The organism is Allobosea sp. 47.2.35 (genome assembly GCF_024655635.1).
GTDB lineage: Bacteria > Pseudomonadota > Alphaproteobacteria > Rhizobiales > Beijerinckiaceae > Allobosea.
On sequence record NZ_JANLGI010000009.1, the window covers coordinates 37410 to 55303 of the forward strand.

At 67.7% G+C, this 17894-nt stretch carries 16 protein-coding genes; 4 read left to right on the forward strand and 12 right to left on the reverse strand.

All coding sequences use genetic code 11. The features are described from left to right. Positions 1-12: 12 nt before the first annotated feature. Positions 13-516 (reverse strand): winged helix-turn-helix transcriptional regulator, encoded by a 504-nt coding sequence (locus tag NUV79_RS12995; protein ID WP_257733504.1) that lies wholly within the window; start codon positions 514-516, stop codon positions 13-15. A 100-nt stretch (positions 517-616) separates the two neighbouring features. On the opposite strand from NUV79_RS12995, the gene NUV79_RS13000 reads away from it, so the two are divergent. Next, positions 617-1183, forward strand: coding sequence for a dihydrofolate reductase family protein (locus NUV79_RS13000; protein WP_257733505.1), 567 nt, complete (start codon positions 617-619; stop codon positions 1181-1183). Positions 1184-1192: 9 nt separating this feature from the next. On the opposite strand, the gene NUV79_RS13005 is transcribed toward NUV79_RS13000, so the two are convergent. Then, positions 1193-2095, reverse strand: a complete 903-nt coding sequence (locus NUV79_RS13005) for a DMT family transporter (RefSeq protein ID WP_257733506.1) — start codon at positions 2093-2095, stop codon at positions 1193-1195. A gap of 166 nt (positions 2096-2261) precedes the next feature. Here NUV79_RS13005 and NUV79_RS13010 point away from each other — a divergent pair, with 166 nt between their 5' ends. Next, the gene (locus NUV79_RS13010) at positions 2262-3128 is read left to right on the forward strand and encodes a LysR family transcriptional regulator (RefSeq protein ID WP_257733507.1); all 867 of its coding nucleotides are present in this window, start codon (positions 2262-2264) and stop codon (positions 3126-3128) included. Between the two features lie 44 nt (positions 3129-3172). After that, entirely contained in the window at positions 3173-4216 is a 1044-nt protein-coding gene (gene obgE, locus NUV79_RS13015; protein ID WP_257733508.1) for a GTPase ObgE, read from the forward strand. A 39-nt stretch (positions 4217-4255) separates the two neighbouring features. Here obgE and NUV79_RS13020 read toward each other — a convergent pair whose 3' ends face one another. After that, a complete protein-coding gene (locus tag NUV79_RS13020; RefSeq protein WP_257733509.1) occupies positions 4256-5392 on the reverse strand; it encodes a DSD1 family PLP-dependent enzyme in 1137 nt (378 codons plus the stop codon). 120 nt (positions 5393-5512) lie between these two features. Between NUV79_RS13020 and NUV79_RS13025 the strand changes: the two genes are divergently transcribed. Further along, positions 5513-7333: an ABC transporter ATP-binding protein gene (locus NUV79_RS13025; RefSeq protein ID WP_257733510.1), complete on the forward strand. Its 1821-nt coding sequence runs from the start codon at positions 5513-5515 to the stop codon at positions 7331-7333. Between the two features lie 9 nt (positions 7334-7342). Here the strand turns inward: NUV79_RS13025 and surE are convergent, their stop codons facing one another. From surE to NUV79_RS13070, 9 genes are all read right to left on the reverse strand, one after another. Beyond that, positions 7343-8107, reverse strand: a complete 765-nt coding sequence (gene surE / locus NUV79_RS13030; protein WP_257733511.1) for a 5'/3'-nucleotidase SurE — start codon at positions 8105-8107, stop codon at positions 7343-7345. 2 nt (positions 8108-8109) lie between these two features. Next, entirely contained in the window at positions 8110-9255 is a 1146-nt protein-coding gene (locus tag NUV79_RS13035; protein WP_257733512.1) for an MBL fold metallo-hydrolase, read from the reverse strand. 10 nt (positions 9256-9265) lie between these two features. Further along, complete coding sequence (locus tag NUV79_RS13040; RefSeq protein ID WP_257733513.1) at positions 9266-10357, reverse strand: ABC transporter ATP-binding protein; 1092 nt, start codon at positions 10355-10357, stop codon at positions 9266-9268. Further along, complete coding sequence (locus NUV79_RS13045) at positions 10345-12057, reverse strand: ABC transporter permease (RefSeq protein ID WP_257733514.1); 1713 nt, start codon at positions 12055-12057, stop codon at positions 10345-10347. Before NUV79_RS13045 ends, NUV79_RS13040 begins: the two co-directional genes overlap by 13 nt. A gap of 17 nt (positions 12058-12074) precedes the next feature. Beyond that, positions 12075-13082: an ABC transporter substrate-binding protein gene (locus tag NUV79_RS13050; RefSeq protein ID WP_374679268.1), complete on the reverse strand. Its 1008-nt coding sequence runs from the start codon at positions 13080-13082 to the stop codon at positions 12075-12077. Positions 13083-13203: 121 nt separating this feature from the next. Continuing rightward, positions 13204-14439, reverse strand: a complete 1236-nt coding sequence (locus tag NUV79_RS13055; protein ID WP_257733515.1) for a dihydrolipoamide acetyltransferase family protein — start codon at positions 14437-14439, stop codon at positions 13204-13206. Continuing rightward, complete coding sequence (locus NUV79_RS13060) at positions 14439-15461, reverse strand: alpha-ketoacid dehydrogenase subunit beta (RefSeq protein WP_257733516.1); 1023 nt, start codon at positions 15459-15461, stop codon at positions 14439-14441. The genes NUV79_RS13055 and NUV79_RS13060 overlap by 1 nt, the downstream gene beginning before the upstream one ends. Further along, the gene (locus NUV79_RS13065; protein ID WP_374679269.1) at positions 15451-16467 is read right to left on the reverse strand and encodes a thiamine pyrophosphate-dependent dehydrogenase E1 component subunit alpha; all 1017 of its coding nucleotides are present in this window, start codon (positions 16465-16467) and stop codon (positions 15451-15453) included. Before NUV79_RS13065 ends, NUV79_RS13060 begins: the two co-directional genes overlap by 11 nt. Beyond that, positions 16464-17825: an NAD(P)H-dependent oxidoreductase gene (locus NUV79_RS13070; protein ID WP_308218202.1), complete on the reverse strand. Its 1362-nt coding sequence runs from the start codon at positions 17823-17825 to the stop codon at positions 16464-16466. Before NUV79_RS13070 ends, NUV79_RS13065 begins: the two co-directional genes overlap by 4 nt. Between the last annotated feature and the right edge of the window lie 69 nt (positions 17826-17894).

Below are 17894 nucleotides of genomic sequence, written 5' to 3' on the forward strand. Positions count from 1 at the left end.
TCGGGGCCGGTTTCACCCCGCCATAGCCTGCCGCCGCGCCAGCGCGCCTCGATAGGCCTGCGTCAGCTCGTCGAGCACGGATTGCTCGGGCTTGGGGGCGTCGAGATGGAGATGCCTCAGCTCCTGCATGAAGCGCTCCCAGAGCGCCGGGCCGCCTTCGCTGAGGAGTTCGGCGCGGATCGAGAGTTCCTCGGTCGCCGGCAGGAAGTGTCGGCCCCATTCGCCCATCGCGGCGAAGACCGGGACGAGGGCGATGCCCATCTCGGTCAGGCTGTAGATCGCCTTCTGCTTGTGGCTGGCATCGTCGCGGCGCGAGAGCAGGCCCTTCTCGACGAGGCGCTTCAGGCGGTCGGCGAGGATGTTCGAGGCGATGCCCTCGTCCGATTTCGCCAGCATCTCGCGAAAATGCCGGCGGTTGCCGAACATGATGTCGCGGAGCACGATCAGGCTCCAGCGATCCCCCAGGATTTCCAGCGTCAGATTGATCGGACAGCCCGAACGGCCGGTCTCGCGCATGCTCGTCTCCAAAACCGCTTGCAATATAGGATCGGTTTCGCTATTCATCAACCAGTTGCAAATCAAAACTGGTTTTGACCGGACCTATCAGGAGGATGCGATGGCCAAGGTGATCGTCTGGAATCTGATGACGCTGGAAGGCTTCTTCGAGGGCAAGGAGAAGTGGGATCTCGGCTTCCACCAGGATGCCTGGGGCGAGGAGCTTTCCGAGCTGAGCAGCGATTTCGGCCACAAGGCCGGGCTGCTCGTCTTCGGTCGCGTCACCTATGAAGGGATGAAGGCCTATTGGACGACGAATGCGGACGAGGGGGAGGGCGAGGTCAAGGGCTTCATGAACGCCCTGCCGAAGCTCGTGGCGTCAGGCAAGCTGACCGGCTCCGACTGGAACAACACCACGGTGACAGCGGATATCACCGGCGAGATCGCGCGCCGGAAAGCCAAGGCCGGCAAGGACATCTATGTCTTCGGCAGCGCCGAGCTGACGGAGACGCTGCTGGCGGCCGGGCTCGTCGACGAGGTCATGATCGCGGTCGCGCCGGTCACGATCGGGCGGGGGACGCCCTTGTTCAAGCCGAACGCTGAGAAGCGCCACTATGCGCTGATCGCGGCCCGCCCGCTCAAGAACGGAACCGTGATCCTGCACTATGGCGTCAAGCCAGCGGCCTGACGGGGTGGCTCAGCCGCGCCGGACCATCAGCACGGCGGCGAGAATGGCGACGCCGCCGAAGGCCTGAACCGGGGTCGGCTGCTCGCCGAACAGCGCCCAGGCGGCGAGCACGCTGACCAGAGCCGGCCAGACCATGACCAGCGAGGCGGCGCCGGCGCCATAGCTGCCGAGCGAGAGCGTGATCAGGCCCTGGCCGAGCGCATGCGAGACGAGACCGAGCGCTGCGACCGCGAGCCAGCCCTGCAGGCTGGCCGGGACGACCTGCTCGCCCAGCATCAATGCCACGACGAGGCAGAAAACGGCGCAGATGACGCTGGAGACGAGGCTGACATAGCCGGCACCGGCGCCGTCACGCGCACGGCGCACCGCCAGGATATAGGCGGCGTAGGACAGGGCTGCGCCGACGGCGAGGCCGTCGCCGAAGAGATTGCCGGTGACCTGCTCGGCGCCGGTGAATTTCGGCAGCACCAGCAGGATCGCGCCGGCGACCGCGAGCATCAGCGCGCCGAGGATGCGCTGTGAGGGCTTGTCGCCGAGCAGAAGCCAGCCGCCGAGCACGACGCCGACCGGCGAGAGATTGCCGAGCAGCGAGGCATTGGCGATCGTCGTATGGCCGAGCGCGGCGTTATAGAGCGTGACGTCGATGCCGAACGTCAGGCCGGCCAGCGCGATCACGATGAACGCGCCGCGCCCGATCTTTTCGCCCGTGGGCTTGCGCTGCTCCAGCGCCGTCCAGACGATCAGGACCGGAACGGCGAAGAGCATGCGCCAGAAGCCGGCCGCGGCGGGGCCGACATCGGCAAGGCGCACGAAGATGCCGGAAAAGCCGATGCAGGTGGCGCCGGTGAGCAGCGCGATGAACATGGCCAGCGCAGGCGATGCGGGCCGGACGGGAATGGCAGGGGCGGACATGGGGTCTTCTGACGATTGGGGAAGCCAGCTTAGGCCGCGACGGCGCGGTCTGCCCGGCTTCGTTCGCCCAATGATATAGGCCGCTTCCTTCAATCGGAAAAACGGATTATTCTGATTTAACCATTCTTAAAAGCGATCGATCGCGCACGTCCCAAGGAGGCACGTCATGACCGCTCATTTCGACCTCGCCGCGCTCGGCATGCTGGTGGCCGTGGCGGAAACCGGCGGCTTCACCGCGGCGAGCGCCCGGCTCGGCCGGACGCAGTCGGCGATCTCGGTGCGCATCCAGGATCTGGAAAGCCAGCTTGGCCACAAGCTGCTGGAGCGCTCGCGCCGTGGCGTCACGCCGACCGATGCCGGCGAGCGGCTGATCGCCCATGCGCGGCGGCTGCTCGCGGTCGAGCGCGAGGCGCTGGCCGATCTCGCAGGCGAGACGCCGACGGGGCGCCTGCGCATCGGCGTGCCCGACGATTACATGGACGCCTATCTCAGGCCGTTGATCGCGCGCTTCGCGGTCGAGCACCCCAAGGTCGAGCTCGAGGTCCATTGCGATCTCTCGAAGCGGATCGAGCCGGCGCTCAAGGCCGGCGAGCTCGACCTTGCGGTGGTCTCGCAGGATCCGAGCCGGCCGATGGGCGAGGTGCTCCGGCGCGAGCCGATGATCTGGGTCGCGGCACGCGGCCATCGCCCGGAACTGCAGGAGACGCTGCCGCTCGCGTTGTTCTCTGAGGGCTGCCGGGCGCGCTCGCGCATCCTCGGGGCGCTGAACAGCGCCGGGAAGGCGCATCGGCTCGTCTTCTCCTGCTCGCACACCTCCGGCGTGCTCTCGGCGGTGGAAGGCGGCTTCTGCGTCACCGCGATCACCGAAAGCGCCGTGCCGCCCTCGCTGCGCCGCCTCGGCGCGGCCGAGGGACTGCCGCCGCTGTTCGAACTGACGGTCGGGCTGATCATGGCGCCGCGCCCGGGGCTGGCGGCGCAGCGCTTCGCCGATGCGCTGCGCGAGGAGATGAGCGCTTTCCGGCAGGCGGCATGATCCGGTCCATTGCCCTTTCCTTCGCTCATCACTAGTGAAACAGCATGAAATTCCTCGACCAAGCCAAGATCTATGTGAAGGCGGGTGACGGCGGCGCCGGCTGCGTCTCCTTCCGCCGCGAAAAGTTCATCGAGTTCGGCGGGCCGAATGGCGGTGACGGCGGGCGCGGCGGCGATATCGTCGTCGAATGCGTGCAGGGCCTGAACACGCTGATCGATTTCCGCTTCCAGCAGCACTTCAAGGCCAAGACCGGCGAGCACGGCATGGGCAAGGACCGTCATGGCGCGAATTCGCCGGCGATCGTGCTCAAGGTGCCGCCCGGCACCGAGATCCTCGACGAGGACGGCGAGACCAAGGTTGCCGACCTGACCGAGCCCGGCCAGCGCTTCGTTTTGTGCAAGGGCGGCAATGGCGGCTTCGGCAACGCCTATTTCAAGACTGCGACCAACCAGGCGCCGCGCCATGCCAATCCCGGCCTGCCGGGCGAGGAGCGCTGGGTCTGGCTGCGCCTGAAGTTGATCGCCGATGCCGGCCTCGTCGGATTGCCCAATGCCGGCAAGTCGACCTTCCTCGCTACCGTCACGGCGGCGAAGCCCAAGATCGCCGATTATCCCTTCACCACCTTGCATCCCGGCCTCGGCGTCGTGCGCGTCGACGGGCGCGAGATGGTGCTCGCCGATATCCCCGGCCTGATCGAGGGCGCGCATGAAGGCCACGGCCTGGGCGACCGCTTCCTCGGCCATATCGAGCGCTGCCGCGTGCTGCTGCATCTGGTCGAGGGCACGAGCGAACATGCCGGCAAGGCCTACAAGACCGTGCGCGAGGAGCTGGAAGCCTATGGCGAGGGGCTGGCCGAGAAGCCGGAGATCGTCGCGCTCTCCAAGGTCGATGCACTGACGCCGGAGGTGCTCAAGGAGCAGGTCGCGCGCCTGAAACGGGCGGCCAAGCGGATGCCGATCATTCTCTCGGCGGCTTCGGGCGAGGGCGTCGATGCGTCGCTGCGCGCGCTCTTCGCCATCGTGGAGGAGGCCCGCCGGGCCGAGGAGCGCGAGAGCGCTCCGGTCGAGGAGACCGGCTGGCGGCCCTGAGGTTCCGGCCTCAGGACGAGCCCCGCAAGAATACTCCGCTCAGGTCAGGGCGCCGCGCGCCGCGACCGGCCAGAGCGCTTCGACATGGGCGTCCGGTCCGTGCAGGCCGCGGACGCAGACATACCAGTCGTGCAGGTTGACCGTCGGGTCGCAATGGCCGGGGATCAGCAGCAGGCGGTCGCCGCGATGCGGCACCGCGACCGGGTCGCCGGTCAGCACGCCGTGCTCGTCCGAGGGCTTGGTGTAGATCACGCCGTCGCGCCGGAAAGGCACGGGCATGCCGGAATCGACTGCCGCGGCCTTGTGGCCCGCATCGACGACGGCGCGATCAGGTACCGGCTTGCTCATCACGCCGGCGAGGACGAAGAGCGCGTGCTCGAAGCTGCGGAAGGGCGTGCCGTCGGCCTGCCGATTGCGGGCATAGTCCGCGTCCATGAAGATGTAGGAGCCGGGCTGGATCTCGTTCCAGATGCCGGATTGCGTCTCCAGCTCATGCGTGCCGGTGCCGGCGCCGGTGACGATTTCGCAGGGCAGGCCGTGATGCTTGAGCCGCTCGACCGTGTTGCGGGCTGCGAGGCCGGCGCGCTCGATCGCCTCGCGGCGCTCGTCGATCGAGCGCATGTGCTGGGCGGAGCCGTGATAGGCGTGGATACCGGCGAAACGCAGGGTGTTGGAGCGCGCGATCGCTTCCGCCAACCGGACGGCGGCCTCGCCGGGGGCGGCGCCGCAGCGCCGGCCACCGACATCGATCTCGACATAGACATCGAGCGTCACGTCGTCGCGGGCCGCCGCCTCCGCCGCCTCGCGCACGCCGTCGGGATGATCGACGCAGAGGCCGATCTTGGCGCTGCGGGCGAGCCGGGCAAGGCGATCGAGCTTGGCCGCGCCGACGATCTCGTTGGTGACCAGCACGTCGCCGACGCCGCCGGCAACCAGAACCTCCGCTTCCCCGACCTTCTGGCAGCACTGCCCGACCGCGCCATGGGCGATCTGGCGCAGCGCGATCTCCGGGCTCTTGTGCGACTTGGCGTGGGGCCGGAGCCGGATGCCATGAGCCTGCGTGAAAGCGGCCATGGCGACGAGGTTGCGCTCGAACGCGTCGAGATCGAGCACGAGGGCGGGGGTTTCGATCTCGGCGAAGCTCTGGCCGGGCTGGGCCGGCGGGGAAAGCGGCATGAAGTCTCCTGAGTCGGTTGTGGCCATGGGAAGACAGCTTCGTGTCGGTAGCAAGGCCCGTCATTCGCGTTCCGGCATGCGCCAGTGGCGCTTGCCGGGCCGCCATGATAGGCCCCCGGCATGAAGATCGGCCGCGTCACCGACGATACCCTCGCGCTCTTTGCCCGTGTCTGGCGCGAGCAGATCAGCTCCTATCTCCCGCAGATGCTGATGATTCTCGGCCTCGTCGTGGTCATCGCGGTGACGACGAGCTTCTATCCGCTGCTGATCAAGGCGGCGTTCGACGCCTTTGCCGACCCGCTCACCGCCGAATCGACGGGCTTCGTCCGGCGCATGGAACGGCTGGTCTCGAAGTCGATCGGCTACGATATCGGCGTCATCAACGCGGTCGCCACCGTCGTGGTGATCGTGACCGCGATCAAGGGCTTCTCGCTGCTCGCCCAGACGGTGATGACCAACAATGTCGTCAGCCGCATCGAGGCGAACATGCAGACGGCGCTCTACGGCCATCTGATCGATGCCGACCTCGCGCAACTGCAGCGCGAGAATCCCGCCTCCCTCACCCAGCGCTTCACCACGGACTTCACCTTCGTCAAGGAAGCGCTGACGCGCATCGTCAATATCGCCATCCGCGACGTGGTCACCGCGATCGCGCTGGTCGGCGCGCTGATCTGGATCGACTGGCAGATGACGCTGGTCGTGCTCCTGATCGCGCCGGTGATCGCCCATCCGATCGGCAAGATCGGCCGCAAGCTACGCCGGATGGCCAATTCCCAGCAGGAACAGACCGGCCTGATGGCCAATCTCGTCACCGAGAGCCTCCAGGGGGCGCGCGTCGCCAAGACCGACCGGCTCGAACCCTATCTGAAGGGCCGCGCCGCCAATGCCTTCGAGGCGATCCGGGCGCTCAAGATGAAAGCGGCCAATGCGCGCGGGCGGCTCGACCCGCTGCTCGAGGTCGGTGGCGGCCTTGCCGTTGCCGGCGTGCTCGCCGCCATCGGCGTGCGCATCACCTCCGGCAATTCGACGGTCGGCGATTTCACCGGCTATGTCTCGGCGCTGCTGCTCGCGGCCCAGCCGATGCGCTCGCTCGGCAATCTCAATGCCATCGTCCAGGAGGCCGGGGCGTCACTGAAGCGCTATTACGCGCTGATGGACGAGAAGCCGCAGGTGCTCGACCGGCCGGATGCGAAGCCGCTTGCGGTCGGGGCCGGCGAGGTCGCCTTCCGGCATCTCCGTTTCCGCTATCGCGAGGACCAGCGCGCGCTGGAGGGCATCGACCTCGTCGCGCAGGGCGGCAGGACGATGGCGCTGGTCGGTCGTTCAGGTTCGGGCAAGTCGACGCTGCTCGCGCTGGTGCCGCGTCTCTACGACCCGACCGAGGGCCGTATCGAGATCGACGGCCAGGACCTGCGCAACGTCACGCTGAGGAGCCTGCGTCGGCAGGTAGGCGTCGTCAGCCAGGATGTCGTGCTGTTCGACGACAGCGTGCGGGCGAATATCGCCTTCGGTCGGCCGGAAGCCTCGCAAGACGAGATTATCGCAGCGGCGAAGGCGGCGGCCGCGCATGAATTCATCATGGCGATGCCGGGCGGCTACGATGCTCCGGTTGGCGAGCGCGGCCACAAGCTCTCGGGCGGCGAGCGCCAGCGCATCGCGATCGCGCGCGCCATCCTCAAGAACGCGCCGATCCTGCTGCTCGACGAGGCGACCAGCGCGCTCGACACGGAATCCGAACGACTGGTCCAGCAGGCTTTGGCGACGCTGATGAAGGGGCGCACGACCATCGTCATCGCGCATCGGCTCTCGACGATCCGCGAGGCTGACATGATCGTGGTCATGGACGAGGGCAAGGTCGTCGAGACCGGCAGCCATGACGAATTACTGGCGCGCGATGGCGCCTATGCTCGCTTGCACCGGATGCAGTTTCTGGAAGGCTGAGTGGATTGCTCAGTCAGCCGGTTGTTTCAGCGCGTTGTTGAGCTCGACGGCGAAGCCCGCATCCAACGGCGCACCATCGCTCCAGCAATGGCGAACGATGGCGATGCGGCCTGAATCGATCAGGCTGTTCTCGTCGCCCGGCCGGCTGGTATGCGGACGGCCGCGCCGGATGCGCCAGACGATATTCTCGCCTTCTTCAGAGACGATATCCGCCGCGCCTGCGATCTTGTCGCGGCCGATGCCTGCGAGAGCCACCTCCGCCGGCAACTCCTTCGGCAGATTGACGCTCAGGAACGTGCCTTCGCGGGTCCATTGCGCGCGTGCCCGCCAGAGATTCTCGATCAGGGCAGCAAGCGCCGCGACATCGTGCTCCTCGGAGGTTCCGCCCTTGGTCCGGGAAAAGCCGATGGCGGGCAGGTTCCAGAAGCTCGCCTCGCGGGCGATCGAGAGCGTGCCGGAATAGGCGGCGTCCTCGGCGGCGTTGCGCCCGTCGTTGACGCCGGAGAGCACGAGGTCGGGCTGCCCGCCATCGCGGAACAGCACGGTCATGGCAGCGACGACACAATCGGCCGGGGTGCCGTTCAGCGCGTAGACCTGGCTTTCGCGCCGGCTGAGGGTCAATTCCTTGTCGAAGGAGAGGTGATGGCTGGCCGCCGTCCATTTCCGCTCGGGCGCGACGACCCAGATATCGGACGTAATGCGGGCAGCAGCCTTGCGCAGAAGGGCGATGCCGGGAGCGTCGATGCCGTCGTCATTGGCGATGAGGATGCGCATGGTCAGATCTCGATCGTGTCGCCGGGCTTGAGGCCCGTCATCAGCTTGGGAATATCGGCCGCCAGCGTGGCGGCGGTCGCGGCATCGCAGGAATGGGCGAGGATGCGCCCCGCGCCACTTGCCGCTGCGATTGCTACGTTCTCCGGCAATGTCGGATGGGTCGGGAAGCGCAGCCACTCGGCCTCGCCCGCGGCCAGCATCAGATCGGCCGGACTCCCCTTGGGGATGCCGCCGGTCAGCAAGACCGGATGCTGTTCGCGGCGGGCTTGCGCCAGCGCGGCCTTGGAAGGGCCGGCGAGCCCCATGCCGTCATCGACGAGCAGGGCGGCAGCGGGGAGTGGCTCGCCTTCCTCCCAGAGCAAGGCCTCGGCAAAGCGCGCCGAGAGAATATCGGCGGCACCGGGCTTCAACCAAGCGGAGGCGGCGATCTGCTGCGCCAGCGCCTCGCGCATCGAGGGGTGGATCGCGATCGGCGTGTCGATCAGGCCGATCAGCTCGACCGAGCGGCCGGAGAGCGGTGTCGGCAGAACCGCGCCCTGCGGGTGAGCTGTGAGCCAACGCTTGATGGCTGTACCGCGCTCGGCTGCGGGGATGCGGTCGGCCCCATAGGAGGCATCGACCAGCAGCAGATCGCAAGGTGGCAGCGCGTCCATGGCGAAGACGGGGCTTGCCGGTACGACATCGCCACAATAGCCGAGGCTGCGCCCGCCCGCGCTCAAATGACACCAGATGCCGCCGACGACATGGCCGCTGCGGCCGGTGCGGATCGTGATCGGGCCGATGGCGAAATCCGCGCCGTGGGTGACGATCTCGACGGTGGCCGCCTTGGCGAGCGAACGTTCTTGCGGTGTGGCGTACGCGGCCAGCGTCGCGTCCGTCTCCGCCGCGGATTCGGCGGTCATCAGGATGCGGCCGGAAAAGCCGTTGGCGAGGCACCAGCCCAGCGCCGCGACATGGTCCTCATGCGCGTGGGTGACGATGAGCGCGTCGATGCGTTCGAGCTCGGCGCGCGTGATCGCCGGGTAATAGGCGGCTCCGCGCGCGCTGGTATCGATGCCGACATCGAGCAGGAGCCGCGTCCCGCCGTGCTCGACACCGATGCAGGTCCGGCCCTTCTCGCCGATCCCGCCATGGATCCTCAGTTTCATGCCGCTGGTCTCACGCAGCCTTGTCCAGGGAGATGCTCTCCGGGATAACCCAGCCGTCGGTGATGGCGATGCGGATCGTCTCGCCGGGTTGGGCGGGAGCGGGTTCGGCCGCGTCGAGATGCAGGACGATGTCCTGGTTGCCAGTGGGGCGCGCTTCCATGCGGAAGAACCCGCCCTGATAGGACAAGCGCTCGACCGTGGCCGGCAGGCCGTCCTGCCCGGTTGCCGCGATGCTGATATCGCGGGCGCGCAGGCAGAGTTTTGCCTGCCCGGTAACGGCTTGATCGGGGCGGCAGCGCACGACGGCCTCGACGCCGAGCACGCTGGCCTTGCAGCGCCCTGCCTGCGGCGTGGAAAGGATGGTCGCAGGCAGCACCATGCCTTCGCCGATGAAGCCAGCGACAGTCGCGTTGGCGGGCTCGCGATAGAGCAGCGAGGGCGTCGCGAGCTGGAGCAGGCGGCCGCGATCCATCACGGCGATGCGGTCGGCCAGCGCCATGGCCTCGGCCTGATCATGGGTGATGTAGACCATGGTCGTGCCGGTGCGCTCGTGGAAGCGCGAGAACTCCTCCTCCATCGAGGCGCGCAGATGGACGTCGAGATTGGCGAGTGGCTCGTCGAGCAGCACCAGAGAGGGCTCGGTGACGAGGCAGCGGGCGAGCGCGACGCGCTGGCGCTGACCGCCGGAGAGCAGACCCGGCCGGCGTTCCGCAAAGCCGTCCAACCCGACGAGATCGAGCGCGGCGGCGACGCGCTTCGGCCGTTCGGGGTCGCGAACGCCGGCGACGGTCAGGCCATAGGCGACGTTCTCCGCCACCGTCATATGCGGCCAGAGCGCGTAGGACTGGAAGACGATGCCGAGCTTGCGATGCTCCGGCGGGATATGGGTCTCGGCGGAGGAGACGAGCCGGTCGCCGATGCTGATCCGGCCGCCGTCGAGCTTGTCGAAACCGGCGATCTGGCGCAGCAGCGTGGTCTTGCCGCAGCCGGAAGGGCCGAGCACGGCCAGGAACTCGCCATCCTCGACCGCGATCGAGACGTCGTCGAGCGCGAGATAGGAGCCGAAGCGCTTCTGCGCGCGGTCGATGGTCAGTCGCGCCACGGCAGGACTCCCTGGGGCAGTTTCTGGGCAAAGAGGCTGGTGGAGGCCATCAGGCCGATCGTGACGACGACGGTCACGGCCGCGAGCGCCGAGGCATAGGTTGAATCGCCGCCCTGCTCGAAGGAGAAGACGACGACGCCGAGCGTTTCCGCGCCGGACGACCAGAGCAGGGCCGAGACGGTGAGCTCGTTGAAGGCGGTGAGGAAGACCAGCAGGGCGCCCGCGACGGCGGCCGGCGCGACCAGCGGGAAGATGATGGTGACGAGCCGGCGCGGCAGGCCGGCGCCGGCGATCTGCGCAGCCTCCTCCAGCGTGCGGTCGATCTGGAGATAGCCGCTGATGACGGGTCGTAGGCCCAGCACCAGGAAGCGGGCGAGATAGGCGAAGACGATGATCCAGATCGTGTTGTAGAGCGAGACGTTCAGCACCGGCAGCGGCTTGAGGAAGAGCAGGATCGCGGCGATGGCGAGCACGACGCCGGGCATTGCATAGGGCAGCTCCGCCGCCAGATTGAGCAGGCGCAGGGCGCGGGACTTCTTCCAGACGATGAAATAGCCAAGCGGCACGCAGATCAGCACGATCAGGGTCGCCGCGCCCGCCGACATCAGGAAGGAATTGACGAAGGCGCGCCTCGAGGCCGCGTGCTCGAACAGGACATAGGCGTAATTGGCGAGCGTCGCGGTCTTCGCATTGAGGGGAACGCCGAAGGCGGGGATCAGCGAGGTCGAGAGCAGGCCGAGGAAAGGCATGGCGAGCACGAGGATCGCGAAGGCCCATAACCCGATCTCGACCGGGCGGCGCCAGCGGCCGAGCTCGAAGGGGCGCGCCGCGCTCGAGGTCGTGGTGATCCGGAAGTCGCGGCGACGCAGCATCAGGTCCTGCAGGAGGATGCCGGCCATCGCGATCACGCCGATCAGCAGGGAGAGGATCGCGACCTCGGAGAGCACGCCGGGGCCGAGGCCCGAAAGACGCTGGTAGATCAGCGTCGGCAGGACGAGGAAGTTGCCGGGAATGCCGAGGAAGGCAGGAATGCCGAAATTGCCGAGGCTGGAGACGAAGCAGAGCGCGATGCCGGCGACGAGCGGCGGCGTCATCAGCGGCAGGACGACGGTGCGCAGCACGGTCAGCGGGCTTGCGCCGGCGGCGAGGCCGGCCTCGATCAACTCCTTTGGCAGGGCGCGCAGGCCCGCGCGCAATGTCAGGAAGACCAATGGCGCATATTGCAGCCCGAGCAGCAGGATGATGCCCTCGCGCGAATAGAGCGGATTGCGGCTGCCGAGCGGCGGCGCCATGCCGATGAGCTTCAGCAGCGTGCTTGACGGGCCGAAGAGCTGGAGCCAGGCCAGCGCCGTGACCTGCGGCGCGATCATCAATGGCAGGACGAAGCAGAAGGTGAAGGCGTTGCGGGCGCGGATATCGGTCAGTGTCGCCAGCAGCGCGACCGTGCCGCCAATCAGCGTGGCGAGGATCGTGCCGGCAATGGCGGTGGTGAGGCTGTTCCAGGTCGCCGTCCAGGTCGCCGGGCTCGCCATGACCTTCCCGAGCGCCGTCGCCGAGAGCTGGCCGCCGGGGGCGAGGCCCTCGACGATCAGGCGCCCGATCGGCAATAGCGACAGGAGCGCGACGAGGCCGACAAGCCCCCAGAGGAGGCCCGTCTCCTCGACGCGCGTACGCAGCGTCGCGGGATCGGCGAGGGACATGCGCACCGCGTCCGGGCTCAGTTGCCGAACATGGTGGCGAAGCGGGCCTTGTCGGCCTCGGTCGCCTTCACCACGGCCGCGATGTCGGAGGCCATGACGTTGATCTTGGTGCCTTCCGGCAGCCAGGACGGCGAGCCGATGCTGGGCTTGGCCGGGATATAGCCCATCCAGAGCGCGAGCTTCTGCCCGGCATCGGAGAGGATGAAATCGACGAAGGCCTTGGCGGCGGCCTCGTTCTTGGTCGACTTGATGATGGCGACGGGCTCGGTCACGGCCGGCGCGCCCTCCGTCGGGAAGACGAAATCGATCGGCGAGCCCTGCTTCTTGGCGTTATAGGCCATGAAGTCGACGAGGACGCCGTAGGATTTCTCGCCGCTGGCCACGGATTTCAGCACGGCGCCGTTGCCGCGCACCGCGACGGCCTCGTTGGCCTTCAGCCCCTCGAACAGTTTCCAGCCGAGATCGGGACGGGCGGTCATGGTCGAGAGCATGATCGCGGCAGCGCCCGAATAGAGCGGGCTCGGCATCGCGACCTGGCCCTTGTAGGCGGGCTTGTCGAGATCGGTCCAGGAGGTCGGCTTCTCCTTGGCGGCGGTGTTGTAGGCGATGCCGGTGGTGATCAGCTTCGAGCCAAAATAGGTCTTCTCGGCGTCGAAGGAGCCGGGCTGGAAGCCGTCGGTCTTGGCGCCGGGATAGGCGAGGAGCTGCTTCTGGGACTTCAGGATCTCCATGCTCGCGGCATCCGCGATCAGGAGGACGTCGGCGCCGGGCTGGCCGGCCGAGATCTCGGCGGCGAGCTTGCCCATCACCTCGGTCGTGCCCGAGCGGAAGATATCGACCTCGATATTGGGATAGGCCTTCTTGAAGGCGGCGACGGTCTGGGTCGCGTCCTTCTCCGGCTGCGAGGTGTAGAGTACGAGCTTGCCCGAGGGGGCCTGCGCGAAGGCGGGCGCGGCGGCAAGCAGGGCGGCGGCAGCGGTCATCATCAGGCCGTGTCGCGTGAAGCGGCGTCGTGTCAGGGTCATGTTCTCATCTCCTCCGTTGTCGCGATGCCGACCTTTACGCCAGATGCGCCGGTCGATCTTCGTGTCAGTTTGTCATCTCAGGTCGGTCATCCGCGATGCAGCGACCGGCTACCATCTTCCTTCACAGAAGCAGCTCGGGGTTTTCAAGGGCCTCGCGCAGATCGGCCATGAAACGGGCCGCCGCGACGCCATCGACGATGCGATGGTCCGAGGACAGCGTGAAGTTCGCCATCGGCCGGAGCACGATCTCTCCGTCGCGCCCGACCGGCTTGTCGACGGTGCGGCCGACCGCGAGGATCGCGCCCTGCGGCGGGTTGATGATCGCCGTGAACGAGTCGACGCCGTACATGCCGAGATTGGAGATGGTGAAGGTGCCGCCGCCGAGCTCGGCCGGGGTCAGCGTGCGCTTGGCCATCCCGTCTCGCAGCCTCGCGAATTCGCGGGTCATGGCGGGCATGTCCATGGCGCCGGCATTGCGCAGCACGGGCACGACGAGGTCGCCGTCGCGCTCCATGGCGATGCCGATATCGATGCGCTCGTGGAAGCGGGTCGCCTCGCCCTCAGCGGAGGCATTGATGACCGGATGATCGCGCAGGATGTGGGCGGCGACGCGGGCGATCAGCACGGTGAGGCTGGGCTTGGGCGCGCCGATGCGCTCGTGCCGCTTGGCCAGGCGGCCGAGCAGGTCTCGCGCGGCGCTCATCTCGATCTCGGATGTCAGATAGAAATGCGGCGCGGTGCGCATGCTCTCGGAGAGCCGATTCGCGACGATGCGACGGATGGCGGAGAACGGCTGCAGGCGGCCTTCGGAGGCATTTGCCGAGGGAGCGGGCGCAGGACGCGTCTCCTGGGCCGGAGCGCAGCGCGGCCGCTGCTCCAGATGGCGCTTCACGTCGGCTTCGCCAATGCGCCCGCGCGGGCCGGTGCCGGCCACGATCTTGAGGTCGAGGCCGTTCTGGCGGGCGATGCGGCGGGCGAGCGGGGTCGCGCGCAGGCCGGACGAGGCCGGTGCGACCGCAGTCACCGGCGCGGCCGGGGCCTCGGTCTTCGAAACGGGTGTGGCAGCCGCCACGCTAGCCGTAGCGGCTGCCGGCTTGGACGGTGTGGTAGCGGCCTCACCGTCGAGGTAGATCCACGCAACGGGTGTTCCGACCGAGATCGGCACGCCGGTCTCGGCCTTGATGTTCCGGATCGCGCCGGTGGCGGGGGCCTCGACCTCCATCACGGCCTTGTTGGTGCCGATCTCGAAGATGGTGTCGCCCTGGCGGACCAGATCGCCTTCCTTGACATGCCAGGCCTCGATCGTGCCCGTCTCCATGTCCATGTCGACCTTGGGAAGGATGACCTCGATGGGCATCAGGCTTCCCCGCGGCGGACGAGATTGGCGGCGGCGGTGACGATGTCGTCCTCCTGCGGGACGGCCGCCTTCTCCAGGACCGGATTGTAGGGGATCGGCGCATCGGCGCCGCCGAGCCGGATGATCGGCGCATCCAAGAAGTCGAAGACCTCGCTCTCCGCGATCATCGCCGAGATCTCGGCGCCGATGCCCATGGTCTTCACGCCCTCGTAGACGACCAGCAGGCGATGCGTCTTGCGTACGCTCTCGGCGATCGTGGTGAAGTCGATCGGGCGGATCGAGCGCAGGTCGATGACCTCGGCCGAGATGCCATCCGCGGCGAGCCGCTCGGCCGCGGCTTCCGCCTTGCGGGCCATGATCGAGGAGCCGACGATGGTCACATCTGTGCCCTCGCGGCGGATTGCGGCCTTGCCGATCGGGATGCGATAGGCCTCGGCCGGGACGTGGCCCTTGGTCTTGTAGAGCAGCTTGTGCTCGAAGATCAGGACGGGGTTGGGATCGTCGATCGCGGCGAGGAGCATGCCTTTGGCATCGTGCGGCGTGCTCGGCTGCAGGACTTTCAGCCCCGGCACATGGGCGAACCAGGCTTCGAGACTCTGGCTGTGCTGGGCGGCCGCACCCGTGCCCGAGCCGCCGGGCAGGCGCACCACCATCGGCACGCTCGCCTTGCCGCCGAACATGAAGCGGATCTTGGCCGCCTGATTGACGAGCTGCTCCATGGCGAGCGTGACGAAATCCGAGAACTGGATTTCCAGCACCGGGCGCATGCCTGTGATCGCGGCGCCGACCGCAGCGCCGGCGATGCCAAGCTCGCTGATCGGGGTGTCGATCACGCGGTCCTTGCCAAAGCGGTGGACGAGGTCGCCGGAAACGCCGAAGGCACCGCCATAGACGCCGACATCCTCGCCGAACAGGAAGACGCGCTCGTCGGCTTCCATCGCCTGACCGAGCCCCTCGCGCACGGCCTCGGCATAGGAGAGCTCGCGGATCTCGCTCACGGCTTCGAGCGTGTCAGAGGGCATAGACGTCACGGGTCAGGTCTTTCGGATCGGGGTCCGGGCAGGCGCGGGCGAATTCAACGGCGGCGTCGATGTCGCGCTGGGCGTCTTCTTCGAGCTTCATCAGCGCGGCGGCGTCGAAGCGGTCATGCGCCTTGAGCTCGTCCTCCAGCCGCCGGATCGGGTCCTGGTTGCGCCATTCCTCGATCTCTTCCTTGGAGCGGTAGAGATTGCGGTCGCTCTTGGAATGGCCGCGCCAGCGATAGGTCTTGCACTCGATCAGCGAGGGGCCTTCCCCGGAGCGGGCCCGCGCGATCGCGACCTTGGCGACGGCCGCGACGCCGGCGAGGTCGTTACCATCGAGGCAATGGCCGGGCATGCCGTAGGCGCTCGCGCGGTCGGCGACGTTCGCCACTGCCATGGCGCGGCCGATATCCATCGACATGCCGTATTTGTTGTTCTCGCAGACGAAGACGACCGGCAGCTTCCAGATCGAGGCCATGTTGAGCGCCTCGTGGAAGGCGCCCTCGTTCGAGGCGCCGTCGCCGAAGAAGACCATGCAGACCCGGCCGTTCTTCTGCGCCTTGATGCTCATGCCGACGCCGACCGCGATCGGCAGGCCGCCGCCGACGATGCCATTGGCGCCGAGATTGCCGCCCTCGACATCGGCGATATGCATCGAGCCGCCGCGGCCCTTGCAGTAGCCGGTCTCCTTGCCGAAGAACTCGGCGAACATCAGCCTGGGCTCGGCGCCGCGGGCGATGCAGTGACCGTGGCCGCGATGGGTCGAGAGGATGTAGTCGTGCGCTTCGAGCGGCAGCGTCGTGCCGACGGCGCTGGCTTCCTGCCCGATCGAGAGATGCATTGTGCCGTGGATCAGGCCGCGCATATAGCTCGCCTCGGCCGCCTCCTCGAACTTGCGGATCAGGTGCATGCGGGTCAGTGCCTGCGCCACCGTCGCATCGTCGAGCGCGGCGAGCTCGGGCCGCTGGTTCGGCTTCAGGTCAGCGCTCATGGGTTCAGCGCTCATTCTTGGGCTCCGGAGGTCAGCGCGGCGATCATCGCGTCCTGGGCGCGGCGCACCTCGACGATCTTCAGGCGCTCGTCGGGCGTCGCGTCGGCCAGTGTGATGAGTTCGCCCTTGCGGACGGGCCGCGTCATGGTCGCGCCCTGGGCGAGGCCGATCGGCAGGGCCTTGCGCGCCTGCGCATCGGCGCGGGAGAGAGCGAAGCCGCGATAGCCGTATTCGCCGATGGCATCGAGCGTCTCGCCCACCGCGAGGTCGCGCTTGGCGACGCAGCCGACCTCGGAGGTCGGCACCGGCAGCGGGCGCATATGGCTCTGGTTGAAGATCGTCGCGGCGGCGGCCGAAAGCGGCACTTCGAGGCTCGTCAGGTGATAGGGCCGGAAGAAGGAGTAGTACGGGCCGGGGCCCAGATGCAGGTCGCTCATCCGCTCGCGGACGCGGGGATGGCGCATCTCCGCGACGGCGAAGACGCCGGGCGCGACACCCTTGGCCACCGAGAAATCGACGACGCCCTTCTGCGAAAGCAGGCCGCCCTCTTCCTTCGGGCAGAAATAGTTCTGCAACTCGTCCTTCGGCGCGGCCGGGCCGTGCATGCCGGGGATATCCGGCACGAAGCCGCAGGCATTGGCGATGGCGACCATCTCGACCATCGTCTTCGAGCCGTCGACGAACTCGACGAGCATGCGCGGGTTCATGTTCCGGCGTGTGGCTTCCTCGACATAATCGGCCGGCACGGCGTCGATGCGGAACGGGTTGTTCTTGCCCTTGCCGGCGGCGACCACCGGATAGCCCATGGCGCGGACGAAATTGATCAGCTCCATCGCGGCGGCGGGCTCGTCGCCCGCGCCGAGCGTGTAGACCACGCCGGCCTTGGCCGCCTCGACCGCGAGATAGGAGCCGATGGTGATGTCGGCCTCGACATTCATCATCACGATATGCTTGCGCGCGGCGATGGCGGTCAGCGCGACGCGCGAACCGGCTTCCGGGTTGCCGGTGGCGTCGATGATGACGTCGACATGGGGCGAGCGGCAGATCAGGTCGAGCGAGGTCGTGGCGGCGATGCGGCCCTTGCGCCTGCTGGCATCGAGCCCGGCCTCGTCGGTGATAGTGTCGACATCGCCCTTGCGTCCGGCAAGCGCGGCAGCCTCGGCGACGCGATCCGGCGCGATATCGGCAACCGCGGCGATCTCGATGCCGGTCATCTGGGAGATCTGGACGACGATATCGGTGCCCATCTGGCCGGCGCCGATCAGGCCGACGCGGACCGGTTTGCCGGCCCTGGCACGCAATTCGAGCGCCTCGGCCAGGGACAGGCCGGCGACGGGCGCGCCCAAAGGCGGCTGCGGCTGGATCGCGGCCATCGTCGATATCTCTCCCTAGGACATATGTTCTTATCTCAGAACAAAAGAACATGTCATTCGTCCTGTCAA

Coding starts and splice junctions, on each gene's coding strand:
- NUV79_RS13060 (WP_257733516.1), bottom strand. CDS start 15,461: ATGCCCTCTGACACGCTCGAAGCCGTGAGCGAGATCCGCGAGCTCTCC.
- NUV79_RS13045 (WP_257733514.1), bottom strand. CDS start 12,057: ATGTCCCTCGCCGATCCCGCGACGCTGCGTACGCGCGTCGAGGAGACG.
- NUV79_RS13025 (WP_257733510.1), top strand. CDS start 5,513: ATGAAGATCGGCCGCGTCACCGACGATACCCTCGCGCTCTTTGCCCGT.
- NUV79_RS13070 (WP_308218202.1), bottom strand. CDS start 17,825: ATGGCCGCGATCCAGCCGCAGCCGCCTTTGGGCGCGCCCGTCGCCGGC.
- NUV79_RS13055 (WP_257733515.1), bottom strand. CDS start 14,439: ATGCCCATCGAGGTCATCCTTCCCAAGGTCGACATGGACATGGAGACG.
- NUV79_RS13035 (WP_257733512.1), bottom strand. CDS start 9,255: ATGAAACTGAGGATCCATGGCGGGATCGGCGAGAAGGGCCGGACCTGC.
- surE (WP_257733511.1), bottom strand. CDS start 8,107: ATGCGCATCCTCATCGCCAATGACGACGGCATCGACGCTCCCGGCATC.
- NUV79_RS13065 (WP_374679269.1), bottom strand. CDS start 16,467: ATGAGCGCTGAACCCATGAGCGCTGACCTGAAGCCGAACCAGCGGCCC.
- NUV79_RS13020 (WP_257733509.1), bottom strand. CDS start 5,392: ATGCCGCTTTCCCCGCCGGCCCAGCCCGGCCAGAGCTTCGCCGAGATC.
- NUV79_RS12995 (WP_257733504.1), bottom strand. CDS start 516: ATGCGCGAGACCGGCCGTTCGGGCTGTCCGATCAATCTGACGCTGGAA.
- NUV79_RS13050 (WP_374679268.1), bottom strand. CDS start 13,082: ATGACCCTGACACGACGCCGCTTCACGCGACACGGCCTGATGATGACC.
- obgE (WP_257733508.1), top strand. CDS start 3,173: ATGAAATTCCTCGACCAAGCCAAGATCTATGTGAAGGCGGGTGACGGC.
- NUV79_RS13005 (WP_257733506.1), bottom strand. CDS start 2,095: ATGTCCGCCCCTGCCATTCCCGTCCGGCCCGCATCGCCTGCGCTGGCC.
- NUV79_RS13000 (WP_257733505.1), top strand. CDS start 617: ATGGCCAAGGTGATCGTCTGGAATCTGATGACGCTGGAAGGCTTCTTC.
- NUV79_RS13010 (WP_257733507.1), top strand. CDS start 2,262: ATGACCGCTCATTTCGACCTCGCCGCGCTCGGCATGCTGGTGGCCGTG.